Genomic DNA, 12,467 nt, shown 5'->3' with positions numbered 1-12,467 from the left:
CGAGCGGCGGCGCGAGGGACGAGGCGACGCTTCGGCCACCTCACCCTTTGACGCACACCACCTGTTTCAACGTATGGACGATCTCCACCAGATCGGCCTGCGCGGCCATCACGGCTTCGATCGGCTTGTAGGCCTTGGGCGTCTCGTCGATCACGCCCTCGTCCTTGCGGCATTCGACGCCCGCCGTGTCGGCGATGTGCTCGTCGAGCGTCACCAGCTTCTTCGCCTGCGTCCGGCTCATCACCCGGCCCGCGCCGTGGCTGCAGCTGTCGAAGGACTCCGGGTTGCCCAGCCCCCGGACGATGAACGACTTGGCGCCCATCGATCCGGGGATGATGCCCATGACGCCCTTCGCCGCGCGCACCGCGCCCTTGCGCGTCACCAGCACATTCTCGCCGAAATGGTTTTCGCGCGTGACGTAATTGTGGTGGCAGTTGACCGCCTCCAGCTCCGCCTCGAACGGCTTGGCGATGACCCGGCGCAATGCGGCGATGACGTTGGTCATCATCATCCGCCGGTTGAGCGCCGCATAATCCTGCGCCCAGCCGACCGCCTCGACATAATCGTCGAAATGGTCGGTCCCCTCCGGAAAATAGGCGAGATCCTCATCGGGCAGGTTCAGGTGCCATTTGCGCATGTCCTGCTTGGCCAGCTCGATGAAGAAGGTGCCGATCGCATTGCCGACGCCACGCGACCCCGAGTGCAGCATCACCCACACCGCGCCGCCCTCGTCGAGGCACAGTTCGATGAAGTGGTTGCCGGTGCCGAGCGTGCCGAGATGCACGAGGTTGTTCGTGTTCTTCAGCCGCGGATGCTTCTCGCAGATCCGGTCGAAGCGCTGGACCAGCGTGCTCCACGCCGCGACGATCGCGGGCGGGGGCGAACCCCAGCTGCCGTTGTCCCGCTTGCTGCGCCCGACGCTGCGCCCGTGCGGCACCGCCTGCTCGATCGCCGAGCGGACGCCCTCGAGATGATCGGGCAGATCGCTCGCCGTCAGCGAGGTCCGCGCTGCCATCATGCCGCAGCCGATGTCGACGCCGACCGCCGCCGGGATCACCGCGCCCTTGGTCGGGATGACCGACCCCACCGTCGCGCCGATGCCGACATGGACGTCGGGCATTGCCGCCACGTGCCGGAAGATGAACGGCATCTGCGCCGCCTTCGCCAGTTGCTCGCGCGCCTTGTCGTCGACGGGCACGCCGGGCGTCCATGCCTTGATCGGCACCCCGCCGGGGACTTCGCTGTATTCATACGTCGTTGCGGTCATGATGACCTCCTTCGAATAGGGTGCTGGCGACGAGGGTTGGCGAGACGTCCAGGTTGCCCTGGGGCGGGGTCGAACCGCCTGTCCCGATGTAGTCCCGCCGGCATTCGCCAGCTTGTTGAGTCACGGCGACGAGGATTGATGAGACATTGCATGCTCTACCCGCTGAGCTACCCGCCCCAGAAGGCGGGGAGGGATTCGAACCCCCGACAATGTAGTCCCATCGGCATTCGCCGTTTTGAATTGGGCCGTGGCGACGAGAAGTGGCGAGACGTTGAGCGACCTTGAGCTACACTCCCATGGCGGGATTTGAGCCCGCATCTCCCGGTTGCCCGGGCGCTCTACTCTTCGGTCTGTCCTGGGATGTAGTCCCGCCGGCATTCGCCACGGCTTTCCTTCAAACCTCCGTTTCGTTGACCATTTCGACCCAGTCGCGCGTCTGCCCCAGAGCGAAGCGTGCGATCGTGTCGAAGACGGCGTCGGAGAACCCTCCGACATTCAATATCTCCGGCCGCCCGGTCGCCTGGGTGGTGCCGTGCGGCTGGATGTCGACGCAGACAAGCCGAGCGTTCGGGTTGCGGCGTTTCAGCTGCTCCCACTCGCGCATCGTCGCCGTCGCACCGTGACGTGTCGCATCGACCCAGGACTCATTGTCGGAGACGATGACGACCAGATCGACGCTCGCCCGCTCACGGTTGAGCCGGGCGAGCGGGGCCGACACCGTGGTGCCGCCCCCACCCACCGCCGCCAGCCGCGCCGCATTGACGGCGAGACGTGCATGGGGATCGAGCGCGAGGTCGATGACGTCGACCTCGAACGGCATCACCCGCGTCCGACGGTTGGTGCGCAGCATCGCCGAGGCGACCAGCGCCGCCACATCGACGCACCGCACCGTGGTCGTCGCGCCCTTGCGGTAACCCGTGACCGGCGACTGCATCGAGCCCGAGACGTCCGGACAGACAACCACATTGCCCGCGACCACTGCCACTTTGGCCAACGAGGCTTCGAGCGCCATCTCCAGCGCCGCCTGCACCGCGAGCGGCACCCCGTCCCCAACCGATCGCAACGCGACCAGCAGTTGATAGGGCAGGACGCCTGGTGCCGGCTCAGCAAGCCGCGCCGCGACCGCCTCGGTCAACCCCGCCACACCGAACGCGCCGTTGCGCGCCAGCGTGTTGAGGTTGATCCTGAGCGCCTGCCACCCCATCCGCGTCGCTAGCTCACCCCATTGCACCGCGGTCAGCGGAAAGGCGGTGAGCCACTCGAACGGCACGGGTGGCAGCGGCAGCGACGTGTCACGCTTCCACGCCTCGAAGGCGGCGACCTCGACCGGCAGAGCGGCAATGTCGTACGGCTTGCCGATCAGCCAACCGTAGAAGCCGCGTCGTGTCGCGTCGGCCGGCTTGGGGTGAACCATGCGGACGATGTCGGCGAGGCTCGGGGCTTTACCCGTCGCCGCTGCCATCAGATCGCGCATCGATGCGCGCTCCAGCCACTGCGTCACCAGCCGCTTCGGCCGCGAGCCCAGCGAGGTCCGCCCTACCTGCCCCGAACGCAGGATCTGCACATAGCTGCGCAGCATCCGACCGGTGTCGATGACGCGGCCGAAAACCGGCACGGCCAAATCCGGGTCGGCAACCGTCAGATAAGCGGCGAGAAGCGCCGGCATATCCTTCATTGCTCCCGATCGCCGGGCGTAGACCGCGGCCCTCGCGACGAACGTCGGATCACAAGCCCGCGCTGCCGCCAGCGCCTCGTCAAGATGTTGGTCGGCGCCGGCATAGAAACTGTCAGCCAGCGTGCCCGTGACGGCGAGCTGCGCAAGCTTGGCTTCCGGGCCGTAGGCATAGGCCGCCGCGCCCTCCCGGTTTACCGCGTCGACACGCGGAAGCAGCCTCGCCACGGCGCTTGCGAACAATCCCTTGTTGGCCATCGTCCAACTCCCTTCGAAAACTGGTCAGGGCGACAGGATTCGAACCTGCGACATCCTGCTCCCAAAGCAGGCGCTCTACGCAGCCTGAGCTACGCCCTGTTTGCTTTCGGGGCGGTCGGCCCATTCCGACCGCCCCTGCCGCGCATCGGGTCACTCGATACCATGTGATCCGATGCCATCAGCCTTGCGAAAGCCGTGCCAGTTTGATGTGGCGAAGATCAGAGGATCGTAAAGTCACGCAATTACCGCTCGTTCGGCGATCAACACGATAAAGTATCGATGCGGAGGCATCATGCTCATTTTTGTTTTGGGCGATCGACATGGATCGTAATTTATCCTAATGTATCGTCATGCGTCCTACCGTCGTAGTTGGTTTTCTCGGCTCTACCCTCGATGCGAGCAAGTTCGGCCCGTCGCGATGGTCCAAGTGGCGACCGACGGTCGGCCTGACGATGCACGAGGACCTGCGCGTCGACCGGCTGGTCCTGCTGCACGGCACCCAGCATCGGCGGCTGGCTCACTACGTGGCAGAAGACATCGCCTCGGTGTCGCCGGAGACGCAGGTCGAGCCGCACATTCTCGATTTCGCCGACCCGTGGGACTTCGAGGAGGTGTACGGCAGGTTGCTTGACTTCGCGCGGGGCTATCCCTTCGACCCGGAAGCCGAGGATTACCTCGTCCACATCACGACCGGGACGCATGTCGCGCAAATCTGCCTCTTCCTCCTCAGCGAGGCGCATTATCTTCCCGGTCGTCTGCTTCAGACGCAGCCCAGCCGGAGCGGCGGCAGCGCGGCGGGACACTGGACTGCGATTGACCTCGACCTTTCGCGATACGACAGCATCGCCACGCGCTTCGCCGCGGACAGCGCAGAAAGCACCAGCTTTCTCAAATCGGGCATCGACACCCGCAACGCACCTTTCAACGCGATGATCGACGAGATCGAACAGGTCGCGATCCGCAGTCGCGCGCCGCTCCTGCTGATGGGACCGACCGGCGCGGGTAAGAGTCAGCTTGCGCGGCGCATCTACGAACTGAAACGACTGAAGCGGCAGGTGAAGGGGCCGCTGGTCGAAGTAAATTGCGCCACGCTGAAGGGCGATGGCGCGATGTCGGCACTGTTCGGGCATCGCAAGGGCGCGTTCACCGGCGCCGCCGCCGATCGTGCGGGCCTGCTGCGTACCGCCGATTCCGGTGTCCTGTTCCTCGACGAGATCGGCGAACTCGGCCTCGACGAGCAGGCGATGATCCTGCGCGCGATCGAGGACAAGCGATTCCTGCCGGTCGGCGCCGATCGGGAGGTCGAGAGCGACTTCCAGCTGATCGCGGGGACCAATCGCGACCTGGCCGCCTGTGTGGCGGAAGGCACGTTCCGCGACGACCTCTATGCGCGTCTCAACCTATGGACCTTCGCCCTCCCCGGCCTTGCCGAGCGGCGGGAGGATATCGCGCCCAATCTCGACTATGAACTCGATCGCCATGCTGAGCGCGAGGGCGACCGCATCACCTTCAACAAGGAGGCACGCGACCGATATCTTACCTTCGCGACCAGCGCGGAAGCGCGCTGGCCGGGCAATTTCCGCGACCTCGCCGCCAGCGTGACGCGGATGGCGACATTCAGTCCGGCCGGGCGGATCAATCTCGACTGCGTCACGGCCGAGATCGCGCGCCTGCAAAGGCTGTGGCGAGGCGGAACGCCGGAAGCGGACGCGCTGGTGACCCTGATGACCGCCGAGCAACTCGACGCGCTCGATCCCTTCGATCGTGTCCAGCTGGCCCACGTCGTCGAGACCTGCCGCGCCAGCCGTTCGCTGTCCGACGCCGGCCGCACCCTATTCGCCGCCTCGCGCCGCCAGCGCACGTCCACCAACGACGCCGATCGCCTGCGCAAATATCTTGCGCGGTTTGATCTCAGCTGGGGGAACGTCGCGGGTTAGGCGTCCTCTTCTTCAGCCACAGACCTCGTCGTTTCCGCCGCACGCTCGGTCATCGTGACATAGTCGAGCTTGCCCGTGCCCAGCACCGGCAGCGCGTCGACCACCCGCACGTCCTTGGGGATCGCGAGTTCGGTGATGCCGTTGCCGCGCGCCCATTGCTGAAGCGCTCCTGCGGTCGCCCCCGCCCGGGTGGTAAACAGCACCAACTGCTCCCCCTTCCGCGCGTCGGGGCGCGTCACCACGGCATGTTCGGCACCCGGCCACAGCTTGGCGGCATAACCCTCGACCGCGGGCAGCGAGACCATCTCGCCGCCGATCTTGGCGAAGCGCTTGGCGCGCCCCTTGATCGTCACGAAACCAGTGTCATCGATGGTGACGATGTCGCCGCTGTCGTGCCATCCGCCCTCGGGCGGCTGAAGCACGCCGGGCGCATCGGCCTTCAGGTAGCCGGCCATGATGTTCGGTCCGCGGATCGACAGTCGCCCGCCCTCCTCGATCCCCGGCACCGGTTCGATTGTAGCCTCGATGCCTGGCAGCAGCCGTCCGACGCTGCCCGCCTTGAAGTGCATCGGCGTATTGACCGCGATCACCGGCGCCGCTTCGGTCGCGCCATAGCCTTCAAGGATGCGCAGGCCGAACTTCGCCGCATAGGTCCGGCGTGTCTCGTCGCGGACCCGCTCGGCGCCGGCGAAGATGTAGCGGAGCGAGTAGAAGTCATATCCGTGCGCCATGCGCGCATAGCCCGACAGGAAGGTGTCGGTCCCGAACAGGATCGTTGCATTGGCGTCATAGGCCAGTGCCGGGACGATCCGGTAATGCAGCGGACTGGGATAGAGCAGCGTCTTCACGCCTGACAGGATCGGCAGCAGCGTACCGCCGGTCAGCCCGAAGCTGTGAAACACCGGCAGCGCGTTCAGCACCACGTCGGCCGAGTTGAAGTCGATCCGGGCGGATAGCTGGAGGCAATTGGACAGGAGGTTGCGGTGTGTCAGCACCACGCCCTTCGGCAGACCTTCCGACCCGCTGGTGAACAGGATGACCGCCGGCGCATCGGGCGAGACGCCGTGACGGCGATGAAGCCGCCCTGCCCAATGCGTCGCGACCAGCGCCCGCAGCTTGGCGAGGGCGCCGATGCGCGCTCCGACATCCTCCAGGTAGACGATGGCAAGCCCTGCCTCTTCCAGCCCGGCGAGCACATCGCTCAGCTTCGCCTGCTCTACAAAGGCGCGCGCGGTAATGACCGTGCGCACTTCGGCGGCGGTGCAGGCCGCCTTCAGGTTGGCAAGGCCCGCGGTATAATTGAGCATCGCGGGCACCCGGCCGATGCCCTGCAATGCGAAGAAGCTCGCGGCCACGGCGTTGACGTTGGGCAGCAACAAGCCAACCGCCTCCCCCGGCCGGGTCAAACCTGCAAACGGTCGCCCCAGGGCGATGGTCCCGGTGAGCAGGCGCGCGTAGGTCAGGGGTTCGCGCTTCACGTCCTCGACGATCGCGCGATCGCCGCCGTGCACATCCTTGGCGTCGATCAACGCCTGATACAGCGTCCGATCGGTATCCGACGTCGCGAAGATCATGTCGCTCATCACGTCGTACAGCTTCGCTCCTGCCGCGGCCCGGCGCTGGCGCGCGGTGTCGCCTTCGACCTGGAACCGGCGCGGCGGCAAGATGGTGAGGTCGATCTTCGGAAAGGCACGCAGCCGTACCTTGCCCTTCAGGCGCGAAAAGCGCGTGAACTGCGCACCCGCGATCCGCACCGGGATGATGGGCGCGTCGGCCTTGTCGGCGACCATGCCGGGACCGTCGAACACCTTCATCAGCGCGCCGGTCACGGTGATACGCCCTTCCGGGAAGATCACCAGCGTGCGCCCCTCCCGCACCGCCTTGACCATGGCCTTCGCCGCCATCGGATTGGTGGGGTCGACCGGAAAGGCGTCGAACATGCCGAGGAACGGCTTCACCCACCAGGCCCGCGCGATATGCGTGGCGACCGCGAAGGTCGGCTTGCCCGGCAAGAACGCGGCGAGCAGCAGTCCGTCGAGGAACGAGACGTGGTTGACGACGACCACCGCACGCTCGCCCGGCTGCGGCATGTTCTCCGCACCGTGCACGTCGACGCGATAGAACAGCACCAGTAGTGACCGCACCAACGCCTTGAACACCGTCTCCGGCAACAGCCAGCACGAGATCAGCGCGATCGCGAGCGTCGCGAACCCCAGCGCGCCGATGATCCCCGGAACGCCGGCGCCTGATGCCAACAATACCGTCACGACCACCACCATGAGGACGGTGACGAAGGCGTTGACGATGTTATTGGCCGCGATCACCCGCGACCGTTCCGCCGGGTCAGTGTGCACCTGCAGGATCGCATAGAGCGGCACGATGAACACGCCGCCCGAGAAGGCGAGACCGACCAGCCCCGCCAAGATCGGCCAGCTACCCGAACTCGCCAGGAACGCCGACACATCGGCGCCCGGCGCGGTGATGGTGAAGCTGCGTGTCGCGATCCACAGCTCGATGAGGCACGCAGCCATGCCCAGAGCGGCGACGGGCACGTAGCGCGCGGACACTTCGCCGCCGAGCAGCTTGTTCACGACTAGCGATCCGCCGGCGACCGCCAAGGAAAAGACGAGCAGGAACAGCGTCACCACACCTGCGCCCGCGCCCAGCGTCCCGCTGACCAGCGGCGCGAACTCCGACAACAGGATCGCGCCGACGGAGAAGAACCAGCTGATGCCAAGGATCGCCAGCCATACGCCGCGACCGGCCCGCGCCACCGACAGAATCTCGACCGTGCTGCGCCACACGTTGCGCTCGATGACAAGCCCCGGTGCCGCCGCCGGCGCACTCGGCACCGCCAGGCTGGCGACGAAGCCGACCGCTGCTACCGCCACTGCCGCCAATCCGGCTTCCCACGCCGGGATGAGGCCGCCGAGCAACTGCCCAGCCAGGATCGCCAGAAACGTCCCCGCTTCGATCAGCCCGGTGCCGCCCATAAGCTCGTGCCGACCGAGATGCTGCGGCAGGATCGAATATTTGACCGGTCCAAAGATCGTCGAGTGCACGCCCATCAGGAACAGGCACGCGAGCAACACGGGTACCGACTGGAACCAGAAGCCGCCCAATGCCAGCACCATAATGCCGATTTCGGCGGCCTTTACCGCACGTACCAGCACTGCCTTGTCCCATTTGTCGGCAAGTTGACCGGCAAGGCCCGACAACAGGAAATAGGGCAGGATGAAAAGCCCGGTGGCGATCGTGGCCAGTAATTCTGCCTTCGCCGGCGCTGCGGCGTAAAGCGTGAAGTTGGCGAGGAACAGCATCGCGAACTTGAGCAGATTGTCGTTGAACGCCCCCAGAAACTGGACGACGAACAACGGTGCGAAACGGCGCTTGCCGAGCAGCGACAGATCTGGTGCGGACATGGACCGGGCTCCCTTTGTTTCGGGCGATAGCGATGAAAGCTTAACGGGTCTCGTCGGGCAGGTAGCGGCTGTAGAGCCAGCCGACGCCGATCAGGCTGAAGCCCAGCGCGGCAAAGGACGCGATGCGTGCAAGGCCATCAAGGCCCGCCGCATCGAACAGGAACACCTTCACCACCGCGACCAGCATCAGCGCTAGGCTGGCAAGGCGCCAGTCGCGGGCGCGACGGACGATCCCGATGCACAGGAACGCCCCCGCGAGCACCAGCGCTAGGATAGACCGCGCGATCTGCTCGCCCGCCCCGGTGCCGGTCCAAAGCGGCATCGGCGTGTGGCTGATCTGCCTGAGGATTGTGAAGGCGGCAACGACGATCAGCAGCATGAGCGCGCCATCACGCTGGCGGGCGGCAGCGGGCAGCACGCGCGGCGCCTGCCACAGCAGCCCGCCCATGATCGCATAGGACAGCGCCAGCCACGGTCCCGCCTGCTGCGGCTCGAACAGCGGATTGAGGACGATCCCCGTGAACCACACGCCATGGCCGACCGCCGCAGCGCCGAACGCGAGGGCGGCATCGTCGCGCCGCCATCTCCACGCGGCGACCGCGGCGATCGCCAGCATCCCCTCCCAAAGCATCCGCTCCACCATCGACCGAGCGAGAAACGCGGCATGACTGTCGATCCCGACCACGCGCACCAGCGCGACATGCGCCGCCACCACCAGCAGCACACCCGCACCGATGGCGGCACCGCGCCGGATTGCGTACGGAAAGGGCAGGAGCCGCAGCGCCACCAGCAGCGCCCCACCCGGCAGCGCGATCCGTACGAAAGTGTTACCCAGACTAGGCCAGGCGTCAACGAGCACCACGGCACCCTTAGCGGCGACCAAAGCCGAGCCCGCCCAGGCCACCAGCGGAACGATCGTCCAGCCCGTGGCAATGGCACCGGCCGCCAGCGCGGCTGGCAGAACGATCGCACGACGCGAAACGGCGAGCGCGCACAGCATGACGACGGGTACGAGCGGCACCATGCTTTCCGATACGAGCTGCGCCATCGCGCCATAGCCGATCAACACCGCCGCCGGCTGCATCACCGCTGCGCGCGTGCCCGTCGAGCGGATCGCCAGACCCAGCCCCGCCATGGCGGGCACGATCCACGCGGCGACCTGCCCCCTCGCCGCCTCGCCGAACAGCCGGCCCATGCCTTCGCCGACGCCCAGCAAAGCCATCGTCGCCATGCCGAAGACCCAGCCCGCGCGCTCGATACGCCGATCATCCGCCAGGCCGGCGAGCGTCATCATCGCGGCGCACAGCAGCGCCGCCGCCGACGCCCACCCTGCGAAGGGCAACATCTGTGCCGCGGCCAGCGCCAGCAAGCCCGCCGCCGTGATCGCCAGTGTCGCAACGCGCGTATCGTCAGCTCGTCCGGCCACCCGCCATCCGCGCGCGGCCACGCCTGCCGCCAGTACGGCGCCGACCAAAGCCACGAAGCCGACATGATCGAAACGCAAGGCTGGCAGCACGCCGATGGCCACCGCGACGGCCGCCACCATCGGGGCATCGACCGGCCGGGCCTCTTCCCCCCACACGCGCAGGGCGGCGGGAACCGCGTGAATGGCAACCAGCGCCGCCAGAAGCGCTCCCATCCCCGCGACGGTCGGCGCTGGCCAGGCGACGCCGAGCAAGATCGCCACGCCCAGCGCCAGCGCCGGAAGGTCTGCGAACAGTGGCTCTCGTCGCGACAGCCAAAGGATCGCCAGCGAGATCAACCCGAACAATCCCCAGTCGAGCAGCGCGAACCCACCCAGCGCAACCAGCGCGGCCAGCTGCGCACAGCCGAGCACGGCTGCCGCGAGGCGCAGAAGCGCGGCACGGTCACCGGCCAGCAGCAGCGGCAACGCGATGGAGAGCGCCAGCGTGTAGAGGCCGACCGACAGCGCCGCCGCCAGATCGAGCGCACCGCCCAGGATCAGCAGCGCCCCCCAGCCGAAGCCCCCGGCCAGCGCCAACGCGCCAAGCCACCACCAACGCTGCTGCCGTCCCAGCGCGCACAGCCCACCGACGGTCAGCGCCAGATACAGCGTCAGCAACGGCACGTTCGGCTCACCGGCGCCGACCAGCGCCGGCGCCGCCAGACCACCCATCAGCCCGAGCAGCGCACTCGGCGCGCCGAAGCGCAACGCCAACGCACAGGCCAGTCCTGTCACCAGTGCCATCGCGACAAAGGCCGTGCCCGGCCCGATCAGATCGTAAAGATGCGCCGCCGCCAGCGTCACCGCATAGAGCGTGGCAATGCCGGCGCCCGCCAGCGACTGGCGCACCCGCGGATCGCGCACCACGGCCTCGCGCCGCATCGCCACTTCCGCGCCACCGATCAGGCCAGCGCCGAAAATCAGCCCGAACATCACCCGCACCCAAGGCGAGAGAAGGCCCGCCTCGATCGAGTAGCGGACGACCAGCACACCCGCGACCGCCAGCGTCAGCCCGCCCGCCCAGATCGGCAGCCGCCGCCCGAACATATCCTCGAAGCGTGACGAGGGCGGCGAAATCTCGATCGCTGCCGACGCCGCCACATATACCTGCTGCGGGAGTTCGATGATCGGCGCCGGGGTCAAGACCTCCGGTTCGGCGATCGGCTTCGCCGGGCGATATTCGACATCATCCAGATCGGGGAACGGCTCAGGTGGGATGTATACAGATCGCGAAGCCGCCGCCGCTACCGGGGCCGCCGACGCCGTGAACCAGTCTTCCAACGTTGCGACGCGGTCGCGCAGCCGCCGGACCTCCTGCCACAGCAGCCCGATAGCCACGCACCCCACGATCAACAACAGCAGCGACATCGCCAACCTCCTCGATTCGCCGCCACGCTACCACGAATAAAGCAGTGCTCAATATTAAAATTAGACAATGCTCAATTATTGACCTATCGCCCTTCCATGGGACGTCGATCCGACCACAGCCGCGCCGAGCTCGAGGAGTTGATCATATCGACAGGGTCGGCGCTGATCGCCGAGGCGGGATTGGGCGGATTCTCCGCGCGCGAGGTCGCGCGACGGATCGGTTACTCGATCGGCACGATCCACAACGTCTTCGGCACAGCCGACAGACTGATCGCTGCGATCAACACGCGCAGCTTCGCCGCCTGGGCAGGATCGCTGCGTGAACGACTGGACGCCACCGGACCCGATGGCGACCGGATCGCGGCGCTGGTCGACGGCTATTTTGGGTTCGCGCGTGAACATCCGCATCTCTGGACCGCGATCTTCGACCACCGCCTGCCCCCCGACAGCGGACTGACAGAGGCCGACGAAACAGGCCGCAGCCTGCTGACCCGTATCGTCGTCGAGGAGATAGCACATGCTGTCGACTGCGAGGCCGACGACGACCTCGCCACCCTCGCGCGATCGCTAATCGCGACGGTGCACGGTCACTGCGCCTTCGCGATCAGCGGCGCGTGGGCTTTGATGGGCGAAGCAGCGCCGGAGGCGGCGGCTTTAACACGCGTGCGGGAGGCACTTGCCGCTCGATCTGCGCGCTGATCATCCTGCCGGACGACACAGCTTTCCAGTAAGATGGACTGATTTCAATCTTCCATGGCCCATCGTAGCACGCGCACGCGGCCCGCTTGAGTATCGTCGAGAGGGAGCAGCACGCCATCGAAATACCGCTCGCGGAAGAGTGCGATACTTTCGTCCTCATCCATATGTCGCGCCACTAGGTCGGATCGACATTCAGGATTCCCAAACGACGTGAAGGCTGATTCATAGGCGCCCGTGTCGAGACGCGGAGCGGATAATGGGGATCAAGCGGTACGAGCTGAGCGAGGCGCAATGGTTGCGGATTGCATCGCTGGTTCCGGGCAAGACGGCTGATCCCGGCCGGACAGGCGCGGATAACCGCCTGTTCGTGAACGGATGT

General features: G+C 66.6%; 6 protein-coding genes, 1 tRNA gene and 1 pseudogene. 3 read left to right on the top strand and 5 right to left on the bottom strand.

The annotated features are described in order from the left end of the window. Positions 1-40: 40 nt before the first annotated feature. From ABLE43_RS09735 to ABLE43_RS09725, 3 genes are all read right to left on the bottom strand, one after another. Positions 41-1,267 (bottom strand): RtcB family protein, encoded by a 1,227-nt coding sequence (locus ABLE43_RS09735; protein WP_348978302.1) that lies wholly within the window; start codon positions 1,265-1,267, stop codon positions 41-43. Positions 1,268-1,661: 394 nt separating this feature from the next. After that, on the bottom strand, positions 1,662-3,197 hold the full coding sequence (locus ABLE43_RS09730; protein WP_348978301.1) for a vWA domain-containing protein: 1,536 nt from the start codon (positions 3,195-3,197) through the stop codon (positions 1,662-1,664). Between the two features lie 21 nt (positions 3,198-3,218). After that, positions 3,219-3,296, bottom strand: a tRNA-Pro gene (locus ABLE43_RS09725). Positions 3,297-3,547: 251 nt separating this feature from the next. On the opposite strand from ABLE43_RS09725, the gene rtcR reads away from it, so the two are divergent. Continuing rightward, complete coding sequence (rtcR, locus tag ABLE43_RS09720) at positions 3,548-5,134, top strand: RNA repair transcriptional activator RtcR (RefSeq protein ID WP_348978300.1); 1,587 nt, start codon at positions 3,548-3,550, stop codon at positions 5,132-5,134. On the opposite strand, the gene ABLE43_RS09715 is transcribed toward rtcR, so the two are convergent. Together ABLE43_RS09715 and ABLE43_RS09710 are read right to left on the bottom strand one after the other, a co-directional pair. Beyond that, entirely contained in the window at positions 5,131-8,556 is a 3,426-nt protein-coding gene (locus tag ABLE43_RS09715) for an acyl-[ACP]--phospholipid O-acyltransferase (protein WP_348978299.1), read from the bottom strand. The genes rtcR and ABLE43_RS09715 overlap by 4 nt on opposite strands. 40 nt (positions 8,557-8,596) lie before the next feature. Then, on the bottom strand, positions 8,597-11,389 hold the full coding sequence (locus ABLE43_RS09710; RefSeq protein WP_348978298.1) for a DUF2339 domain-containing protein: 2,793 nt from the start codon (positions 11,387-11,389) through the stop codon (positions 8,597-8,599). Between the two features lie 96 nt (positions 11,390-11,485). On the opposite strand from ABLE43_RS09710, the gene ABLE43_RS09705 reads away from it, so the two are divergent. Beyond that, entirely contained in the window at positions 11,486-12,088 is a 603-nt protein-coding gene (locus tag ABLE43_RS09705) for a TetR/AcrR family transcriptional regulator (protein WP_348978297.1), read from the top strand. A 256-nt stretch (positions 12,089-12,344) separates the two neighbouring features. Then, positions 12,345-12,467, top strand: a pseudogene (locus tag ABLE43_RS09700) (IS5-like element ISNeu3 family transposase); the annotation flags it as partial.

Source organism: Sphingomonas silueang, from assembly GCF_040049155.1.
Classification (GTDB): domain Bacteria; phylum Pseudomonadota; class Alphaproteobacteria; order Sphingomonadales; family Sphingomonadaceae; genus Sphingomonas; species Sphingomonas silueang.
The sequence above is the reverse complement of the archived record's forward strand: the minus strand, read 5'-3'. Positions and strand labels throughout refer to the sequence as shown.

Bases quoted from the DNA above. Each gene is read 5' to 3' on its own strand.
- ABLE43_RS09735 (WP_348978302.1), bottom strand. From the start codon at position 1,267: ATGACCGCAACGACGTATGAATACAGCGAAGTCCCCGGCGGGGTGCCG.
- ABLE43_RS09710 (WP_348978298.1), bottom strand. From the start codon at position 11,389: ATGTCGCTGCTGTTGTTGATCGTGGGGTGCGTGGCTATCGGGCTGCTG.
- ABLE43_RS09715 (WP_348978299.1), bottom strand. From the start codon at position 8,556: ATGTCCGCACCAGATCTGTCGCTGCTCGGCAAGCGCCGTTTCGCACCG.
- ABLE43_RS09705 (WP_348978297.1), top strand. From the start codon at position 11,486: ATGGGACGTCGATCCGACCACAGCCGCGCCGAGCTCGAGGAGTTGATC.
- rtcR (WP_348978300.1), top strand. From the start codon at position 3,548: ATGCGTCCTACCGTCGTAGTTGGTTTTCTCGGCTCTACCCTCGATGCG.
- ABLE43_RS09730 (WP_348978301.1), bottom strand. From the start codon at position 3,197: ATGGCCAACAAGGGATTGTTCGCAAGCGCCGTGGCGAGGCTGCTTCCG.